The 20,171-nt window shown below is 33.1% G+C and carries 18 protein-coding genes and 1 tRNA gene; 12 read left to right on the top strand and 7 right to left on the bottom strand.

Going from position 1 to position 20,171, the window contains the following annotated elements:
• Window positions 1-9: 9 nt before the first annotated feature.
• The 6 genes from AC2A1C_RS05850 (at window position 10) to AC2A1C_RS05825 (ending at window position 6,751) form a co-directional block, all read left to right on the top strand.
• Window positions 10-1,905, top strand: coding sequence for an ABC-F family ATP-binding cassette domain-containing protein (locus tag AC2A1C_RS05850; protein WP_484024285.1), 1,896 nt, complete (start codon window positions 10-12; stop codon window positions 1,903-1,905).
• A 55-nt stretch (window positions 1,906-1,960) separates the two neighbouring features.
• Window positions 1,961-2,668, top strand: a complete 708-nt coding sequence (deoD, locus tag AC2A1C_RS05845) for a purine-nucleoside phosphorylase (protein WP_484024283.1) — start codon at window positions 1,961-1,963, stop codon at window positions 2,666-2,668.
• 198 nt (window positions 2,669-2,866) lie between these two features.
• Window positions 2,867-5,098: a TonB-dependent siderophore receptor gene (locus tag AC2A1C_RS05840; RefSeq protein WP_484024282.1), complete on the top strand. Its 2,232-nt coding sequence runs from the start codon at window positions 2,867-2,869 to the stop codon at window positions 5,096-5,098.
• 77 nt (window positions 5,099-5,175) lie between these two features.
• A complete protein-coding gene (locus tag AC2A1C_RS05835; RefSeq protein WP_484024280.1) occupies window positions 5,176-5,691 on the top strand; it encodes a hypothetical protein in 516 nt (171 codons plus the stop codon).
• Between the two features lie 123 nt (window positions 5,692-5,814).
• The gene (locus tag AC2A1C_RS05830; RefSeq protein ID WP_484024278.1) at window positions 5,815-6,240 is read left to right on the top strand and encodes an SRPBCC family protein; all 426 of its coding nucleotides are present in this window, start codon (window positions 5,815-5,817) and stop codon (window positions 6,238-6,240) included.
• 55 nt (window positions 6,241-6,295) lie between these two features.
• On the top strand, window positions 6,296-6,751 hold the full coding sequence (locus AC2A1C_RS05825) for a MarR family winged helix-turn-helix transcriptional regulator (protein ID WP_484024276.1): 456 nt from the start codon (window positions 6,296-6,298) through the stop codon (window positions 6,749-6,751).
• A gap of 57 nt (window positions 6,752-6,808) precedes the next feature.
• Here AC2A1C_RS05825 and AC2A1C_RS05820 read toward each other — a convergent pair whose 3' ends face one another.
• A complete protein-coding gene (locus AC2A1C_RS05820) occupies window positions 6,809-7,444 on the bottom strand; it encodes a peroxiredoxin (protein ID WP_484024274.1) in 636 nt (211 codons plus the stop codon).
• A gap of 102 nt (window positions 7,445-7,546) precedes the next feature.
• Between AC2A1C_RS05820 and AC2A1C_RS05815 the strand changes: the two genes are divergently transcribed.
• Window positions 7,547-8,425 carry a mechanosensitive ion channel family protein gene (locus AC2A1C_RS05815; RefSeq protein WP_484024272.1) on the top strand — a complete coding sequence of 293 codons (879 nt, stop codon included), beginning with the start codon at window positions 7,547-7,549 and terminating at the stop codon, window positions 8,423-8,425.
• 44 nt (window positions 8,426-8,469) lie between these two features.
• Here the strand turns inward: AC2A1C_RS05815 and AC2A1C_RS05810 are convergent, their stop codons facing one another.
• From AC2A1C_RS05810 to AC2A1C_RS05795, 4 genes are all read right to left on the bottom strand, one after another.
• Window positions 8,470-9,060, bottom strand: coding sequence for a hypothetical protein (locus tag AC2A1C_RS05810; RefSeq protein ID WP_484024270.1), 591 nt, complete (start codon window positions 9,058-9,060; stop codon window positions 8,470-8,472).
• Between the two features lie 98 nt (window positions 9,061-9,158).
• Window positions 9,159-10,349 carry an ADP-forming succinate--CoA ligase subunit beta gene (sucC, locus tag AC2A1C_RS05805; protein WP_484024268.1) on the bottom strand — a complete coding sequence of 397 codons (1,191 nt, stop codon included), beginning with the start codon at window positions 10,347-10,349 and terminating at the stop codon, window positions 9,159-9,161.
• A gap of 97 nt (window positions 10,350-10,446) precedes the next feature.
• Window positions 10,447-10,833: a DUF423 domain-containing protein gene (locus tag AC2A1C_RS05800; protein ID WP_484024266.1), complete on the bottom strand. Its 387-nt coding sequence runs from the start codon at window positions 10,831-10,833 to the stop codon at window positions 10,447-10,449.
• Between the two features lie 9 nt (window positions 10,834-10,842).
• Entirely contained in the window at window positions 10,843-12,171 is a 1,329-nt protein-coding gene (locus tag AC2A1C_RS05795) for a hydroxymethylglutaryl-CoA reductase, degradative (RefSeq protein WP_484024264.1), read from the bottom strand.
• 522 nt (window positions 12,172-12,693) lie between these two features.
• On the opposite strand from AC2A1C_RS05795, the gene AC2A1C_RS05790 reads away from it, so the two are divergent.
• The gene (locus AC2A1C_RS05790; RefSeq protein WP_484024263.1) at window positions 12,694-13,686 is read left to right on the top strand and encodes a sterol desaturase family protein; all 993 of its coding nucleotides are present in this window, start codon (window positions 12,694-12,696) and stop codon (window positions 13,684-13,686) included.
• A 108-nt stretch (window positions 13,687-13,794) separates the two neighbouring features.
• The gene (locus tag AC2A1C_RS05785) at window positions 13,795-14,658 is read left to right on the top strand and encodes a DUF4846 domain-containing protein (RefSeq protein ID WP_484024262.1); all 864 of its coding nucleotides are present in this window, start codon (window positions 13,795-13,797) and stop codon (window positions 14,656-14,658) included.
• 150 nt (window positions 14,659-14,808) lie between these two features.
• On the opposite strand, the gene AC2A1C_RS05780 is transcribed toward AC2A1C_RS05785, so the two are convergent.
• Window positions 14,809-16,746 (bottom strand): ABC-F family ATP-binding cassette domain-containing protein, encoded by a 1,938-nt coding sequence (locus AC2A1C_RS05780; RefSeq protein ID WP_484024260.1) that lies wholly within the window; start codon window positions 16,744-16,746, stop codon window positions 14,809-14,811.
• A gap of 53 nt (window positions 16,747-16,799) precedes the next feature.
• Window positions 16,800-16,870 (bottom strand) — tRNA-Gln (locus AC2A1C_RS05775).
• A gap of 173 nt (window positions 16,871-17,043) precedes the next feature.
• On the opposite strand from AC2A1C_RS05775, the gene AC2A1C_RS05770 reads away from it, so the two are divergent.
• The 3 genes from AC2A1C_RS05770 to AC2A1C_RS05760 all read left to right on the top strand — a co-directional run bounded on the left by AC2A1C_RS05770 (window position 17,044) and on the right by AC2A1C_RS05760 (window position 20,138).
• Window positions 17,044-18,231: an oxygenase MpaB family protein gene (locus AC2A1C_RS05770; protein WP_484024258.1), complete on the top strand. Its 1,188-nt coding sequence runs from the start codon at window positions 17,044-17,046 to the stop codon at window positions 18,229-18,231.
• 74 nt (window positions 18,232-18,305) lie between these two features.
• The gene (gene recA, locus AC2A1C_RS05765; protein ID WP_484024257.1) at window positions 18,306-19,307 is read left to right on the top strand and encodes a recombinase RecA; all 1,002 of its coding nucleotides are present in this window, start codon (window positions 18,306-18,308) and stop codon (window positions 19,305-19,307) included.
• 108 nt (window positions 19,308-19,415) lie between these two features.
• A complete protein-coding gene (locus AC2A1C_RS05760) occupies window positions 19,416-20,138 on the top strand; it encodes a phosphodiester glycosidase family protein (RefSeq protein WP_484024255.1) in 723 nt (240 codons plus the stop codon).
• The last annotated feature ends 33 nt before the right edge of the window (window positions 20,139-20,171 follow it).

Genomic DNA, 20,171 nt, shown 5'->3' with positions numbered 1-20,171 from the left:
TTTTGCCGCATGAATTATATTACAGCTGAAAACCTCACCAAATCATATGGAATAAAAGTTTTATTTGAAAATATTTCTTTCAATATCAATGAAGGCGATAAAATTGCCATTGTTGCCAAAAATGGAAGCGGAAAATCTACCCTTCTAAAAATTCTGATGGGAAAAGAAATTGCAGACAGTGGAAATGTAATCATTAACAAAGACATTCAGGTGGTATTGTTTGATCAGGAAATTGATTTTGATCCGAATCTTACTATCGACCAATTTATGATGACTTTAGATTCCGAACCTATTTTGGCTCTTAAAAATTATCATAAATCGCTTCATTCTACAGACTCCGCTTTCATAGAAAAAGCATTATCCGAAATGGAAGTCCATAAAGCATGGGATTTGGAAAACGAAATGAAGCAAATTCTCTCCCAGCTGAAAATCACTGATCTTGAAGCAAAAATGGGAACACTTTCCGGTGGACAAATTAAACGTGTTGCTTTAGCAAAATTACTGACCGAAACCAGAGCGGAACATCGTCACACACTTTTAATTATGGACGAGCCCACCAATCATCTTGATGTAGAAATGGTAGAATGGTTGGAAAATTATTTGAGTAAAGCTAAAATCACCTTGTTATTGGTTACGCACGACCGATATTTTCTTGATAGTGTTTGTGATATCATTTGGGAAATGGAAGATAAAAATCTCTACCTTCACAATGGTTCTTATGCAACATATCTCGAAAACAAGATGATTCGTGAGGAAAATCTCAATGCAACCATTGATAAAGCCAACAATCTTTACAGAAAAGAACTCGAATGGATGCGGAGACAGCCGAAAGCAAGAACTACAAAATCGAAATCCAGAATAGATGCTTTCTACGAAACCGAAAAAGTTGCCAAAACTGATACCCGAAAGCAAGGCTTAGAGTTGGATTTTGAAATGAAACGTCTTGGTAAAAAAATTCTTGAACTTAAAAATATTGACAAACGATTTGGAGATAAAGTTTTACTGAAAGATTTCAGTTATCAGTTTCAGCGTGGCGAAAAAGTAGGAATTATAGGGAAAAACGGAGTCGGAAAATCTACTCTTTTAAACATTATTCAAGGATTTGAAAAGGCTGACAAAGGTGAGATCGAAACCGGAGAAACCATTCATTTCGGATATTTTTCGCAAAAAGGATTACAATATAAAGAAGATGAAAGAGTGATTGATTTCATCAAAGAAGTTGCAGAATATTATCCTTTAGCCAATGGAAAAAGCCTTTCTGCATCTCAGTTTTTGAGATTATTTTTATTTGATGACCAAACCCAGTACTCTCCTATTTCCAAACTTTCCGGTGGCGAAAAAAGAAGACTGCATTTAATGTACATTTTATATCAAAATCCTAATTTTTTAATTTTTGATGAACCAACCAATGATTTAGATCTACCGACTTTAACGGTTCTCGAAAATTTCCTTCAGCAATTCCAAGGTTCACTGATTATCGTTTCCCACGACCGATATTTTATGGATAGGATTGTAGATCACGTCTTGGCTTTTGAAGGAGAGGGAAAAATAAAAGATTTTGTTGGCAATTTTTCAGAATATCGGGAAAGTAGAAAATCAAATGTGGGAAATCAGAAGTCAGAAGAAAGGGAAAAAATCAAAGATGAAAGAATAGAACCGACAAGTATCACACAACAACCATCAACAAAAAAAAGGCTTTCCTTCAAAGAACAGCGAGAATTAGAACAAATAGAAAAAGAAATGCCCGAACTGGAACAACAACGGGATAAAATTCTCAATCAGCTGAATAACGAAACCGATTACGAAAAAATCTCCAAACTCTCCGCCAAATTGGAAAGTATCTCCGGAAAATTAGAAAATCTCGAAATGCGCTGGCTGGAACTTCAGGAAATTTTAGGAAATTAATTCCCATTTTTGTAATTCTTATTTTTTTATATTTGTTCACTATCAATCAAAATTTATGAGCATACACATTAAGGCAGAAAAAGGAGAAATTGCCAATATCGTTTTACAGCCGGGAGATCCGCTTCGTGCAAAATATATTGCAGAAAATTTTCTTGAAGACGCACAATTGGTAAGCAATACCAGAAATGTTTTCTATTTTACAGGAAAATTCAAAGGAAAAACAATTTCCGTTGGAGCAAGCGGAATGGGCGCTCCAAGTATCGGGATTTATTCCTATGAGCTTTATACGGAATACGATGTAGATACTATTATCAGAATCGGTACTTGTGGTGCATATTCCACAGATTTAAAACTTTTTGATGTTCTGAATGTAGAAAATGCAGCCAGCGAAAGCACTTTTGCAAAATTTGCTTGGGGAATTGAAGAAGAAATTATTCCGAATCAGGGAATTGTTTTTAATACCATTACTAAAGCTGCTGAAAATCTTTCTATTCCCATAAAAACCACCAATATCCACACCAGTGATATTTTTTACAGAAAAGATCCGAATACTCCTGCTATCGCTACCAAATATAATTGTCTTGCGGTAGAAATGGAAGCCTTTGCACTTTTTGCCAATGCCAAACATTTAGGAAAAAATGCAGCTACAATTCTCACTGTTTCCGATATTATCCCAACACACGAGCAAATTTCTGCCGATGAAAGGGAGAAAGCACTAAAACCGATGATTGAACTGGCATTAGAAACTGCATTAATGATTTAATTATTTTTAAAAATATTTCTAAACTATTGAGGGATAACAAGTTTTGTTATCTCTTTTTATTTTTTTAGTCAATACTAATACCATAACTGACAAAAATCACAATATTTATTTTTAATAATTCTAAATAAATTTTTGATTTTTAAGAATGAATATTTATTTTTGCATCATTATTTTAATTCATTCTAAATAAATAGAATTATGCAGAAGCAAATAATGTGCGCTGGCTTACTGATAATTTCAGGAAGTTCTTTTTCACAAATGCAGTACAAACCTGAAAATGATACAATAAAAATTCAAGAAATAGAAGATGTTAATCTCCATAAAACGGGAAATCCAAATACAGCCAAACTTTTCACCATAAAATCTAAACTTTCGCCTATGGAAACTCCACAAGCTGTTGCGGTGGTAACACACGAGGTGATAGAACAGCAACAAGCGCAACAGCTTTCTGATGTGGTGAGAAATGTAAATGGAGTTTATCTTACTTCATCCAGAGGAAGTTCTCAAGATAATTTTGGAGCAAGAGGCTATACTTTTGGCAATGAAAATATTTTTAAAAACGGAAATAGAATAAATTCCGGCATTTTCCCAGAAGTTTCCGGACTGGAACGTGTAGAAGTATTAAAAGGTAGTGCCGCCATTCTCTACGGAAATGTATCTCCTGGTGGTATTGTAAATATGGTTACCAAAAAACCATTATTCGCATTTGGTGGAAATCTAGCACTTAACTATGGCAGTTGGAATAATATAAAACCTACAATAGATATTCACGGGGCTTTGTCTAAAAATTCAGCGTTTAGAGTAAATGGAAGTTATGAGTACAAAGATAGTTTTAGAGATGTGGTAAATTCTCAGAAACAATATTTTAACCCCAGTTTTTTATTTAATATTTCGGATAAAACCCAAATTATTGTGGAAGCAGATTATCTGAAACATCATTATACACCAGATTGGGGTTTAGGAGGTATTATGGATCAACAAACTGGAATTTCCAACTTCAACACAGGACTTTCTAGAAATGCTTTTATTGGTGCAGATTGGCAGTACATTACCTCGCAAATGGCAACTACAACGGTTACAGTAAATCATCAACTAAGCACCAATTGGCAGCTTAGTTCCGTAGCTTCTTATCAGAATTTTACTAGAGATTATTATTCCACAGAGAGAATCCAATGGCTGGTAAACACCACTAACATTCCGGAAAGAAGTTATTATCAATCTCTTAACAGAACCTATAATGAGCAAAATTACACTGTTTTCCAAGCGAACTTGAATGGCGAATTTACCACAGGAAAAATAAAACATAAATTGCTAACAGGTATAGATGCAGATTATAGTAAAGCAGATGCTTATACTTTTACAACACCAGATGGAAAAAAGAATTTTCCTTTTAATAATGCAACTCTTACTTACCTAGATCGCCCAGAAACTTGGACAACAGTAGAAAAAATAGAGGCTGTAAAAAGAGAGGTAACCAGCATTCCTACACAAAGATTTGGTGCTTTTGTTCAAAATTTAATGAGCTTCGGAAAGATAAAAGTATTAGCCGGAATTCGTTTTAATTATCTTGAAACTAAAGAAAGAACTGTAAAAAATTTCATCGAAAGTACAGAAACAAAACAAAGCACCAATCAGTTAGTAGAAAGAGGTTTTTCACCAAGACTAGGGTTTATCTATGAAATAAATGATAAAATGATGGCTTTTGCCAGTTATGCCAATTCTTTTACTCCCAACAATACAGGAAACAATACCGATATTTATGGAAATCCATTAGAATCTTCGATAATCGATCAATATGAAATAGGATTAAAAACTAATATTATAAAAAACACTTTGTCGCTTAATTTTACTGCTTACCAAATTGATAATAATAACTTAGTTTCTACAGCAATCCTTGATAAAGATGGAAATCCAAATAACAACAGCAATTTAAAATTCCTCAGCGGAAAATCCAGAAGTAGAGGTGCAGAATTAGACATTACAGGAAATCCTAATGCTAATCTATCCATTATAGGAGGCGTATCTTATAACCACGCAGAATATGTAAAAACACCAGATACCATAGGTAGTTTTGTAGAAGGAGAAAGAATTACCAGAACACCTTCTGTAACAGCCAATGTTTCTGCATTTTATACTTTACCCAAATATGTAAAAGGACTAAAACTTGGCGTAACTGCCTTCTATACAGGAAATAGATTAGCGGGCTGGAATAACACCAAATATCCACCGGCAAATCAACAAAACAGACTTGTAGAATTGGAAGGGTTTACCACAGTAGATGTCTCTTTAGGTTATCAGTTCAAAAAAATTTCTATAATGGGTAAAATAGGAAATGTGTTTGACGAAGTAAATTACAATGTTCACGAAAATTATTCTGTGAATCCAATTGCACCAAGAAATTATTATTTTACACTAACATATAAATTGTAGTCGCACCAATTAAATTTTATATTTGTGAAAAAAAGTGGAATTCTGAGTTTCCACTTTTTTATATTAAAATGCAAACTATGGATACAATAAAAAATACAAGAAGTTTTATGCGGGTTGTTCACCGCTATTTAGGTTATTTTATGGCAGGAATAATGGCAGTTTATGCAATCAGTGGCGTTTTGCTGATCTATCGAGATACCGGTTTCCTAAAAAAAGAAAAACATATTGAAAAAATAATCGATAAAAATATTTCCGAAAAAGATTTAGGAAGAGAATTGAAAATCCGTGAACTGAAAATTGACAAAACAGAAAACGGGATTTACTACTTTAAGCAGGGAACTTATAACTCTGTAACGGGCGAAGCAAAATATACCAAAAAAGAACTTCCGTTTGTTTTAGACAAGATGACAAAGCTGCATAAATCTGAATCAAAAGATGCACTTTCACCATTAAATACTTTTTTCGGGATTTCTTTATTTTTCTTTGTAGTTTCTAGTTTCTGGATGTTCAATCCCAAAACCAAGGTTTTTAAAAGAGGAATGATTTTTACAGCAATAGGATTAGTAATGGCACTTATTTTAATTTTCCTATAAGCTTATTTAATTTTTTATTACTCTGTCCTTCAATTATTTGAAGGATTTTTTATTTAAAATTTAATTTTTTATTTTGATATCATAAGTGTACTTATTATATTTGCGCTTATAAAATTAAACATTATGTGGACAAAAACGTATTCAACTACTACAAAAGAAGTGAGCAAAGAACAAATCTGGAAATTGACAACCGACATCAATAACTGGAAAAACTGGGATGAAAGCGTAGAACATTCCGAACTTTTAAGCGATTTTAAACAAGGGAATTTTTTCATTCTTAAGCCAAAAGGAGGACCTAAAGTAAAAATCAAACTTTTGGAAATAATACCAAATCGAAAATTTGTAGACTTAACAAAATTTCCGTTAGCAAAAATGTACGGAGAACATGCTTACGAAGAAACAAAAGACGGACTGAAAATTACAGTTACCATGACTGTAAAAGGTTTACTATCTTCTCTTTGGGTGAAATTGGTTGCCAAAAATATTGTAGAAAATTTACCTCAGGATGTAGCCAATCAGATTGCACATGCAAAACAAATCGCACTTTGAATTTAAGAAGGTTTTCAATATTTTTGAATTTTAATGATCTTAAATTACAAACATTATGAAATCTGAAAATAATACTTTCTCGGTGGAAGATGCTAATGACAGTTCAGGTTTTTTATTGTGGCAGGTAACCAATCTTTGGCAAAGGGAAATAAAAAAAGCATTGCAAGAGTATGATTTGACTCATTCTCAATTTGTTTTATTAGCCAGTATTCATTGGCTTACCCTTCATAAAATGGATGTTACGCAAATTTTGCTTTCCAACCATACAAAGATTGATCCCATGACAACTTCTACTGTTTTAAAAACGCTACAGAAAAAAAATATGATCGCAAGAATAGAACATGAAACCGATACCAGAGCAAAAAAAGTAGAACTTACCAAAAAAGGATTAGAAGTAGTAAAAGAGGCTGTAATTGCTGTAGAAAATTTTGATAAAGATTTTTTTTCAACTCTTGGTGAAAGACAAAATCATTTTAATAAAGATCTTCAAACTTTGCTAAACAAAAAATAAGAAAAAGTCTCTCAAAAAACGAGAGACTTTTTCAATCAACTAAACTATACGAAAAATTTATTTATTAGGTTGTGGTGTATATCTTAGATAGGGTTTTATTTCCGTCACGCCTTTAGGAAAAATTTTTCTTGCATCTTCGGTAGAAATTGTTGGCGGTACTATTACATCATCACCATCTTCCCAGTTTACAGGAGTGGCAATCTGGTGATTGGTAACCAATTGCAAAGAATCTAAAACTCTCAGAATTTCATTAAAATTTCTTCCTGTTGAAGCTGGATAAGTAATAATGAGCCTTACTTTTTTATCAGGATCAATAATCAGTAATGAGCGAACAGTTGCTGTTGCAGAAGCATTGGGATGTATAAAATCATACAATTCCGAAACTTTTCGGTCTTTGTCTGCGACTATTGGAAATTGCACATCAGTAATTTGAGTTTCATTAATATCTTTCACCCAATTTCTATGATCATTAGCATCATCCACACTTAAAGCAATAACTTTAGTATCTCTTTTATCAAATTCCGATTTCAATTTAGAGGTCATTCCCAATTCTGTGGTACAAACCGGAGTATAATCAGCGGGATGGGAAAACAGAATTCCCCAAGAATTTCCTAAATACTCATAAAAATCTAAATCTCCTACAGACGAATCTGCTTGAAAATTGGGTGCAGTATCTCCTAATTTGATTGACATACCATTTTGCTTTTTTAAATTATTAGTCTACAAATTTAGTAGACTTATTTTAATTGGCAAAGTTTTTTCTTTAATTTTTTATGAATTTTTATAAATTGCATCATGGAAAATGGAGGAATAAAGTATATCGATCTGGTTTGGAAGACCATTTATCATTGGTACGAAAAGTTTGCAGAATATACACCCAATCTGATAGTCGGAGTTTTAATATTTCTTTTCTTTCTGATTACCAGTTCTTATCTAAGCAAACTTGCCGTAAAATTTTTTCATAAAATATTTCCCAAGAGACAAGAAACCATTGTTTCTTTTGTAGGGTTTTTCAGATTTCTGATCCTACTGTTAGGGACATTTATTGCTCTTGAAGTAATGGGATTGAGTGGATTTTTATGGAAATTCATCGGAAGTTTGGGAGTTGCAGGTGTTATTGCCGGAGTTGCTTTGAAAGATCTAGTTTCGAGTATATTTTCCGGAATGCTGGTAAGTGTTGATAAATCTTTTCAGGTAGGAGATTATGTAACAATAGGAAATCATTCCGGAACGGTTCAGGAAATTGGACTTCTAACTACAAAAATCACAAATGATGAAGGTAAAAAAGTCTATATTCCGAACCAGTTGATTTTCAGTTCTCCATTTATAAATGTAACAGCAGCAGAACAACGAAGAATTATTCTTAATTATGAAATTCCAGCTGATGAAGATGTTTCCCGAGCACGAGATGTAGTTCTAAATGCTATAAAATCATTGGAACATGTAGACAAAGTGGATTCTGTGGAAGTGAATTTCACAGCTATTAATCAGGGAAATTTTAATATGCAGGTAAAATTCTGGATGGAAGTGGGTGCAAATATTTCCAAAGTAAAAAGTGACGCATTACTTTGCATTAAAAAAAATTTAGATAAAGAAAATATTCAATTGGTTTCTCCAACAAGCATCAGTATTACTAATCATGATGTTTCTACAAATCATGAAGATAAAAATTGATTTTTTGGTTTCGGCGGCTTCGCCGCCGAAACCAAAAAAATATATCATTTATTCTCACTTTTCAAGGAATCTTTTTCCATCGTCGGAGAAACAGGTTCTTCCAAAACCGGAGGTGGTGCAACTATTCCCATCGTTACACTTTTTGGAGGTTCAATTGGTTCAATGTCATTTAATTTAGCAGAATTTTTATTTCTTATCACCGCTGAATCTATTCGAGATGGAGGCAAAGCTTCTCCCATTTCAATATCATTCATACTATCTTTTGTGCACGTTTTAGTGGAATCCTTGATTTTTTCAACTTTTCCAACTACTTCTTTTTTGCAACCTGTCAAAAACAAGAATCCGATTGCCAAAGAAAATACAAAACCATTCGACTGCTTTGTGGAAATAAAATGATAAAAATTGGAAGCCTTTTTTTGAAACCAGTTCAGATTTGATTCTACATGTTCTCCATTGAATCTTCCACAAATTCTTTGATGAGAGTTTTCCTGAAGGGTTAGCTTTATTTCAGGTAAAGATTTTTGAGTAAAATCCATTACCACTTTATTACAAACTGCACAATGACGACCTTTTTCTTCCGGTGTCATTTCATTCCAATTTTCATGACATGGTTTAGGTATTCTTATTTTCTCCATCAAATACTTTTTTTCTTTAAAATGAAAATATTACGCCAAAAAATAAAAACCGTTCAAAAAATTGAACGGTTTTTAATCTATTTTTTCAACAAATAAGTCTAAGCCAAAACTTCTTTTACTTTATTCGCTGCTTCTTCTAATGTAATTGCGGAATGTACGTTCAATCCGGATTCATCAATAATTTTCTTTGCTTCCACAGCATTAGTTCCCTGCAATCTTACAATAATCGGAACAGGAATACTTCCCATTGCTTTATAAGCATCTACAACACCTTGAGCTACTCTGTCGCATCGTACAATTCCACCAAAAATATTGATCAAAATTGCTTTTACATTAGGATCTCTCAAAATAATTCCGAAAGCGGTTTGTACTCTTTGTGCATCTGCTGTTCCACCCACATCAAGGAAATTTGCAGGATTTCCTCCGGATAATTTAATGATGTCCATTGTTGCCATTGCAAGACCAGCTCCATTTACCATACAAGCAACATTCCCATCTAATTTTACGAAATTAAGACCCGCTTCACCTGCTTCTACATCCATCGGATCTTCTTCTCTTTTATCTCTCAATTCTGCTAAATCTTTGTGACGGAACAAGGAATTATCATCCAAAGTAACCTTTGCATCAACAGCGATAATTTTGTTGTCTGAAGTTTTAAGAACAGGATTAATTTCGAAAAGTGAAGCATCAATTCCTGTATATGCATTATAAAGATTTGTGATGAATTTTGTAAATTCTTTGAAAGCATTACCTTCAAGACCTAAGTTGAAAGCTATTTTTCTTGCCTGAAAACCTTGCAATCCTAAAGCCGGATCAATCGTTTCTTTATGAATCAAATGAGGAGTAACTTCTGCAACGTGCTCAATATCCATTCCTCCTTCTGTGGAATATACTACTGTATTTTTTCCTTGTGCTCTGTCTAAAAGAATAGAAACATAAAATTCTTTAGTTTCGGATTCACCTGGATAATATACATCTTCGGCTACCAAAACAGAATTCACCAATTTCCCTTCTGCGGAAGTTTGTGGAGTTACTAAACGCATTCCTATAATATTTTGTGCGTTTTCTTTTAGTTTATCCATATTTGGAGAGAATTTTACACCTCCTCCTTTTCCACGTCCACCTGCATGAACCTGAGCTTTCACCACCCAACCTTGCGTTCCGGTTTCGGCGGTTAGCTTTTCAGCTGCAGCTACAGCTTCGTCTACATTATTGGCTACAATACCGCGTTGCGTAGCAACACCGTATTTTGATAAAATCTCTTTAGACTGATACTCGTGAAGATTCATATTTTTAGTATTATTTTATTTTGAATTTTTAAAATTTGACAAATTTACTAAAAAGACATGGAAGTTTAAATTACAAATTTGAAAATGAATAAAAACATTAAAATTTAGTTTTAGTAAAGTAAAAAATAAGCATCCCCCAACTGATAATCATAAACAATCCGCCAAGTGGAGTAATGGGACCAAGAAACTTTAAATTTACTCCCCAATATTCCTGAAAACTCAGAAAATAAATGCTTACTGAAAACAATAACGTTCCGAAAATCATCAAAAGAGAAATCCACTTTTCTGAACCTGTTTCAAATTTCAGAATGTAGCCTACAATTAGTAGAAAAAATGCGGCGTACATTTGATAACGAACTCCGGTTTCAAAACTTTCCAACCGTTCTACTGATAATATTTTTTTGAAAGCATGAGCTCCAAAAGCTCCAAGAATTACGGATAATAAACCGTAAACTGCGCCGATTATTAATGTTAAGTTTTTCATCTTCAATAATTATTTAGATCGCAATTTTTCCAGCTCCGAAATCACTTCATGATGACTCACGGTTTTATCTTTAAAGTAGTTTACAAAATAGTGCTTTTCTTCTTCTGTTGCACCAAACTGATTCAGAATATTGAATAAATGCATTTTCATGTGACCTTTCTGAATTCCTGTTGTAACCAAAGAACGTAGCGCCGCAAAATTTTGAGCCAAACCGGAAACAGCCAAAATACTCATTAATTCTTGTGCAGAAGGTTTTCCTAAAAGTGCAAGAGAAAATTTTACCAAAGGATGAAGATTTGTGAGACCACCAACTACACCAACGGAAATCGGCAAATCGATCCAAAATCTGAAAATTCCGTTGTCGGTTGTACAATGCGTAAGAGAAGAATATCTCCCGTTTCTGGAAGCATACGCATGAGCACACGCTTCGGTTGCACGAAAATCGTTTCCAGTTGCAATCACAACAGCATCTACTCCATTCATAATTCCTTTGTTGTGGGTAGTTGCACGGAAAGGTTCAATTTCAGCAATGGTAACTGCTTGCTTAAATTTCCAAGCAAATTCTTCAGGCGAAACACCACTGTCGTCTTTTAGATCTTCTATTTTACAGGAAACTTCAGCTCTTACAATACAATCCGGAGTAAAATTTGATAAAATATTCATCACAATTTGCAGAGAATCTTTCTCTTCCTGAGTAAATTCTTCATCGTTTGCTACTTCTTCTCTCAGTGTTTTTCCAAACTGTTCGAGACAGGAATTGATGAAATTAGCTCCCATTGAATCTACCGTATCAAAACTTGCTTTTAGCTGGTAATAATTTTCCATTTCAGCAGTTTTGTCGATCAATCGAATATTCAGAATTCCACCACCACGTTTCCGCATATTGGCTGTAATTTCTTCCGTAGCTTCAAACAACTTTTTCTTTAATTTAAAATTGAAAAAATGCTGAAGTTTGTGAGATTCTACATTGAAAATAAAATGGGTGTGTCCTAATTTTTTAGTATTTATAATTGTCGTTTTAAAACCACCTTTATCCAGCCAGAATTTTGCAGATTTTGAAGCTGCAGCCACCACAGAACTTTCTTCTACAGCCATCGGAAGTGCAAATAATTTTCCGTCAATCAAAAAATTGGGGGCAATTCCGTAAGGCATATAAAAATTGGAAATCGTATTTTCTGAAAATTCTTCGTGCAGTTTCTGAAGATCGGCATCATTATTCCAATATTGCTGTAAAATTTGTTCGTAGCTACGATCGTTGCTCAAATATTCCTTAATAAGCCAGTCTATTTTTCGTTGTTTTGATAGTTTAGAAAAACCTTCAATCGGTTGATGATTCATTATTTTTTCTTTAGAAATCCAAAGGTACAAATTGACGGTAAGAATAAAAAAACAAATAAAAAAATTTGGACAATTAAAATATTAGTCTACCTTTGTAGTAGACTAATAGAAATGTAACTAAAATAAGTGCATCTTGATAAAAAGTATTACTATGAGAATAACACGTAATTGTTACAAAATGCAAACAAATAATCTGGGGTAATTTTGATATACAAACATATATTTATGAATTAGCCCCTACTTTTAGTTGGGGTTTTTCTTGAGACTTTAATTAAAATTAATAAAAAAATGGAGTTAAATTATTTAGCATTAATAATACCTATATTCTTTATATTCTGTGGCTTGGAATACTATTACAGCCTTAAAAAAGACAAGAAAATTTTTCACTTTGGAGAAAGTTTAAGCAACATTAATGTTGGTATTTTTGAGCGGGTATGCGATTTGTTCACCACTTCTCTTTTTTATTTCTTTTTTGATTGGCTTTACAAGAATTTTGCATTATTTTCTATAAAAAATTCGGTATTGAACTGGATATTACTACTTCTTATTACCGATTTGCTATGGTACTGGTACCATCGTTTAGGACATAAAATTAATATATTGTGGGCAGCACATATTGTACACCATCAAAGTGTAGATTTTAACTTTACTACTGCCGCAAGAATTACCGTATTTCAGGCGGGTTTCAGGTCTTTATTTTGGTCATTTATTCCTATTATTGGTTTTCCTCCGGAGATGATTACCGTTATATTGCTGATTCACGGAGCTTATCCATTTTTTATACATACACAAGCAGTGGACAAATTAGGTATATTGGAAAAAATATTTGTAACTCCATCTCATCATCGGGTGCATCATAGCAGCAATAAAAAATATCTGGACAAAAATTTTGGAGATATATTTATTATTTGGGACAAAATATTTGGGACGTTTGCAGAAGAAGAAAACAAGGAAGATATAAAGTACGGCATTATGCACCCACTGAATAGTTACAGCTTTTTGTGGCAGCATTTTCATTATTTTTTAGAAATAACACTCGCTTTCCGCAGAGCGAAAGGTTTTAAAAATAAATGGGAAGCCATATTCGGGTCTCCCAAAGTGATAAAACCGAATATAAGAAAAACACTTGAAAGCAAATTAAATATACAGGAATCCAAAATTGCATTATCGGACAAACTTATTTCCTATATAAGGATTAATTTTATAATGATCACATGTTCTGAATTTTTTTATTTGTTATTCGAGAAACAGCAATCTATTTATCAGCTTATAATAGGAGGATTATTTATATTTTTTAATGTTATCTTAATCGGAGCAATGCTAGAACAGCGCAAATGGATTTTTCATTTGGAATTTATCCGTCTTGCGATTGTATTTGCCTACGTGAACTCCTTTTTTCCGTATGATTTTATCACTTTTGGCTTCATTACTTCTATGATAATTCTCGTTCTATTTTATCATACTATTCATAAAAACTACGTCAATTATCTATTCATAAATAATCAGGAAAATTAAATATCAATCAAAAATTATATAAAATCAGTTGATTTAATGTATATTCATTTCATGAAATAAGTTTTATAATTTTTCATTAGTATCAATTAAAAAAATCTAATTCATGTAATGAAAAACATAGTAACTCTATTCTCTTTACTAATAATTTTAGGTTGCAATAATGACAAAGTTTTGTCAAATAGTACAAATATCAAGTTTATTGATTCAAAAAATTTCGTTCAAATTAATAAAGATAAAAACTCCATCAAAGAACGATTTTCACCACCAAAATCCTATAAATGGATAACTGAAAAACCCGATTCTTTCGGACATTTTATTGAAAATTTCAAGTTGAAACCTTATGGAAGTCCGATTTTAAAATATGACGGAACCGAGATCGCTACACAAAATCTTCACGAAGCCGTTTTCGATATTGATACCGGAAAAAAAGATTTGCAACAATGTGCCGATGCAGTAATTCGTCTAAGAGCCGAATATTTCTATAAAGCTAAAAAATTCGATGATATAAAATTCCATTTTACTAGCGGAGATTTGCTGAAATGGAACGATTATAAAAACGGAACAAGAGCTTTTGTAAATGGCAACTCCGTAAATTTCAGAAAAACAGCCGATTTTGATGATTCTTATCAAAATTTTAGAAATTATCTGGATTTGATCTTCAACTATGCCGGAACTATTTCTCTAAATAAGGAAACATTTCCCGTGAATAAAAATGAAGATTTAAAAACTGGTGACATCCTCATCACTCCGGGAAGTCCGGGACATGTGATTTTTATTGCAGGAGTTTCCAAAAATCCGGAAGGAAAGAAACTTTATCTTTTGGGTGAAGGTTATACTCCGGCTCAATCCATCCATATTCTATCCAATCCATTCAATTCCGAAATTTCTCCTTGGTATGAATTGGATGCAAATTCTCCTGAAACAAAAACTGCACGATATATTTTCAATCCTACAAATTTTAGAAGTTTTTGATTTTTTCACCACAAAAAGTTAGATGCTTCGACTTCGCTCAGCATGACAACCCTAATACTGATAACATAATTTTACACGATGTCACGCTGAGCGAAGTCGAAGCGTTTATAATTTTAAAATAAAAAAACAGAAAAATTTCAGAATTTCTATTTAATTTTCCAATTGTGTCCCGAGAAATTCCCATTCCTGCAAAGCGAGATCCAATTCTTCTTTTTTGGAATTATAGATTTCAAGAGTTTCTTCGGAAGGATTTCCCTTTGTAAAATCAGCTTCAAATTTTTCAATTTCAGCTTCAAGAGTGGAAATCTTCTCTTCCACTTTCTTTATTTTATTCTGAATATTTTTTTGCTCTTTACTTAGAATCGTTGATGATGGTTGGTTTATGGTTGTCGGTTTTTCTTCTTTTGTAGCAATTAGCGGAGTCGAAATATCTTCTTGGTGCAGCTTTGCCTTTTCCATAGAAACTTCACGAAGACTTTCTTTTTGGCGATATTCCAAATATTCATCAATATTTCCAAGAAATTCTTTCATAGTTCCGTTTCGAAATTCAAAAATCTTGTCGGAAAGTCCCTGCAAAAATTCACGGTCGTGAGAAATCAGAATTAAAGTTCCTTCAAATTTCTGCAACGCCAATTTAATAATTTCTTTCGACTGAATATCAAGGTGGTTCGTTGGTTCGTCCATAATCAAAGTGTTGAACGGACGAAGCAATAATTTACACAAAGCCAAACGGTTTCTTTCACCTCCGGAAAGCACTTTCGTTTTTTTCTGAACATCTTCACCTGAAAATAAAAAACTTCCCAGCAAATCGCGAACTCTTGGTCTGGTTTCTTCCGTTGCAGCATCTTCTGCTTCCTGCAAAACGGTTTTATCCGGCGTCAAAACCTCTTCCTGATTTTGTGCAAAATATCCGATATTCACATTATGTCCAAGATTCCACGTTCCGGAATAATCCTTGATTTCGCCCGCTAAAATTTTTGCCAAAGTCGTTTTTCCCTGCCCGTTTTGTCCAAGCAAAGCAATCCGATCTCCTCTTTCCACGAAAAAATCCACATTATCAAAAACTTTTTTCGAACCATAACTTTTTCCTAAATTCTCAGCTTCGAAAATAACCTTTCCGGGAACAACCGATTGCACAAAACGAATATTGAATTTAGAAACATCTTCACTTTCCACTTCAATCCTTTCGATTTTTTCAAGTTTTTTAATCAAAGACTGGGCAAAAGACGCTTTTGTTGCACTTGCACGGAATTTATTGATGTTATCTTCCATCTGTTTGATTTCCGCATCCTGATTTTTCTTGGCCTGAATCAATTTTTCCTTTCGGTCTTTACGAAGTTCTAAATATTTGGAATAATTGGCTTTATAATCATCAACTTTCTTATTATTAATATCAAAAGTTCTGTTGCAAACCGATGTCATAAATTGTTTATCGTGGCTTACAAGTACAATTCCGCCAGGATAATCTTTCAGGAAATTTTCCAGCCAGATGATACTTTCCATATCCAAATGGTTGGTAGGCTCATCCAGAAGCATCAGATCATTTTTCTGTAAAAGAAGTTTGGCAAGTTCAATTCTCATTCTCCAACCTCCGGAAAATTCATCCGTAATTTTTTGGAAATCATCCGCTTTGAATCCTAATCCGAGCAACACTTTTTCCATATCGCCCTCCAGATTATATGCATCATGATGTTGAAGAATATCGTTCAAGTCCGTCATTCGTTGAATCAAATTGCTGTAAGAATCGCTTTCATAGTCGGTTCTGGTTGCAAGTTGTTCATTAATATCATCAAGTTCTGTTTTCCATTGGTTGATTTGCTCAAAAGCCTGCATTGTTTCGTTCCAAACCGTTCTTCCTTTTACAAATTCCAAATCTTGTCTTAGAAATCCGATCGTGATATTTCCTTCCGGAACTACATTTCCTTCATAAAAATTAATATCTCCGGAAAGCATTTTAAGAAGTGTGGATTTTCCTGCTCCGTTTTTACCAACGAGACCAACTTTATCGTCTCTTTTTATCGTAAAATTCACATCACGAAAAAGATAATTTCCCGCATGATGCAAACCTAAACCCTGAACTGATAACATATTTATAACAATTGTTTAAAAATAAAAAAACCGCTTTTGGTAAAAGCGGTTTGTAGACTCACAGGGATTCGAACCCCAACTAAATGAACCAAAATCACTTGTGCTACCGTTACACCATGAGTCTGTCCTTTTAAGTGGTGCAAATTTAATACATTTTTTGAAAGTCACAATTATTTTTTCAAAAAAAATTTAAAAATTCTTTTAAAACATGACATTTGAAAGGTGTTTGAAATGTTTAATTGCTTAATTTTGAAAGAATAAAGTCATTAAAATTCCGGTAAAAATTTATCTAATTCTATGCAGACATCTCCCCGATTTAAAAACTCCGAACATTTCATTAATTTTTGGAAAAATGGAAATGGAAAACAACTGATAGATTGGAGCGGAGCTGAAGTTTCTTTTAACAATTTCGAAAAATTCGCACCTTTATACCATCAGATCGATGAGATCGGAGATGAAGTGGTGAAGGAAATTTATTTTAAACAATCATTTCCCGAAGCTACAAAAGAAATTGAAAAGTATATCAAAAATGGAGTTTTCAAGAATGATGAAATTCCGGAAAGTGTAAAAAAACTTTTTCTTCAGACTCAAAAAATTCCTGATTGGCTCAACTGGAATCTTCTGGAAAAAGGTGCTGAACTTTGCAGAAAAGCAAATCTAAATTCATTGGTTATTTTACGAGATTATACTTTAATGGGCGGTTACGATTATGCCTATCTCAATAAACCTCTGATTTTCACAGGTGCTTTAAAGAAAGGAGCTGTAAAACGATTGGCCGATACTCTGGATTTTTGGGTAAATGTAACGAGAAAAAATGCTTTACAACCTCATCAAAAAGGCTATGAATCATGCATCAAAACACGATTGATCCATTCTTATTCTCGATTGATAATTTTGAAAAAAAGTGAAAACTGGGACACGGAAAAATGGGGACTTCCCATTAATACTTGGGATATGGCAGCAACTTATCTCGGTTTTTCACTGGTTTTTCTTCATGGGTTGAAAAAACTGAAAATTGAAATTTCGGAGGAAGAAGAAGCCGGACATTTTCATCTGTGGAAATACATTGGACATCTTATCGGAATTCCCGCCGAATATCTTCCCGACAATAAAAAGCAGGCAACCGAATATTTCTATCTTTGGACAAGTATTCAACCGCCTTCAGATAAAGATTCCGCTTTATTAGCAAAATCTCTTTTGGACGAAAATCTGGAATCTACCATTTTGAAATATCAGTTTCAAAGGAAAAATCTTCGCTACCTGCATATTTGCATGAATTGGTTTTTACTGGATAAAGAAGTAAATGAAAGATTACAAATTCCTTCTGTATCTTTTAACCTGTTATTTTCAAAATTTTTACAAACGCAAAACATAGTGTTTCAAACATTTCATAGCCGGGAAAAACAAATTGAAAAAGGAGGAAAAGCACAGGAAAAAGTACTGGAAGATTATCTGCGGACTTCACCAAGAAATGTTCATCATTAAATATCCGAATTTGGATGTTTCATTCTTGTTTGAGAAATTATTTCCGTATTTTTGGAAAAATTTAATTACAAGAAATGAGTAACGAAGATAAAAAGAAAGCACTTTCATTAGTGCTTGAAAAACTGGATAAAACCTACGGAAAAGGAACAGTGATGACTTTAGGAGATGCATCTGTGGATGATTCTGTTGAAGTTATTCCTTCCGGTTCTCTTGGTCTTGATCTGGCACTTGGAGTTGGCGGTTATCCGAAAGGAAGAATTATAGAAATTTACGGCCCTGAATCTTCAGGAAAAACTACCCTTACATTACATGCAATTGCAGAAGCTCAGAAACAAGGTGGAATTGCAGCCTTTATAGATGCAGAACACGCATTCGATAGACATTATGCTGCAAAATTGGGAATCAATCTGGATGATCTAATAATTTCTCAACCGGACAATGGAGAACAAGCTCTTGAAATTGCAGACAATCTAATCCGTTCCGGAGCTATTGATATTGTAGTAATAGACTCTGTTGCTGCTCTTACTCCGAAAGCTGAAATTGAAGGAGAAATGGGAGATTCCAAAATGGGGCTTCACGCAAGATTGATGTCTCAGGCTTTGAGAAAATTAACAGCAACCATTTCCAGAACAAAATGTACCGTAATTTTCATTAATCAATTAAGAGAAAAAATCGGTGTAATGTTCGGAAATCCTGAAACTACGACTGGTGGAAACGCTCTTAAATTCTATGCTTCTGTAAGAATTGACATCAGAAAAGCAAGCGCACCAATCAAACAAGGTGATGAAGCAGTAGGAAGCAGAGTGAAAGTAAAAATTGTAAAAAATAAAGTAGCACCTCCTTTCAAGCAAGCAGAATTCGATATTATGTATGGAGAAGGTGTTTCCAAAACCGGAGAAATTCTGGATACGGCTGTAGAAATGGGAATTGTGAAGAAAAGCGGTTCTTGGTTCAGTTATGAAGATACAAAACTTGGACAAGGACGTGATGCTGTGAAAGATGTACTGAAAGATAATCCTGAATTAGCCGAAGAACTGGAACTAAAAGTGAAAGAAGAGATTAAAAATAAACATTAATTCTTTATTAAGTAATTGATTATTATTTAAATATTTACAGTAACTTAGATAGATAATATGAGACAGCTTCTTAGCTGTCTTTTTTGTATATTTTTAAACAAAACTTAAATGAATTGCTTATACAAAATATTACTTTTCTCTCTATTTATCATAATCGTTTCTTGCAGCAAAAACAAAGAAATCAATCCTGATTTTGTAATTTATTCTGCTAATTCTGAAAAGGAAAAAGTGGAACTCTTTTGGAAAAATGAAAAAAATCACCCTTTAAAAAGTATTCAGAATCTAAAAGCGTATGTCAGTACCAAAAATCAGAATTTAAAATTTGCCATGAACGGAGGAATGTTTGTTGAGAATAATGTACCTAAAGGATTATACATAGAAAATTTTAAAACTTTAAAACCAATTGATACTTTGAGCGGTGAAGGAAATTTTTACCTAAAACCTAATGGCATTTTTTATATTACAAAATTTAATGAGTATGGAATTGTTTCCACCGAAAATTATAAACAAAATTCAAATATAAAATTTGCAACACAATCCGAACCGATACTTATTAGTAAAGGAAAAATCAATTCCATTTTTCAACAAAATTCAAACAATCTAAATATTAGAAACGGAGTCGGAATATTAAAAAATGGCAATCCCGTTTTTGTAATGTCTAAGAAAGAAATTAACTTTTATAATTTCGCTTTAATATTTAAAAAATTGGGATGTGAAAATGCTTTATATCTTGATGGTTTTGTCTCAAGATCCTATTTTCCGGAAGAAAAATGGATTCAGGAAGACGGAAATTTTGGAGTAATGATAGGTATTATTACAACAAAAAAATAATTTTTTTTCTGCAAATAATGTCAAAATGTCACT

The sequence above is a fragment of the Chryseobacterium sp. HNCC26DJ241 genome (genome assembly GCF_057180505.1).
This window is presented reverse-complemented; position numbering and strand designations above follow the sequence as displayed.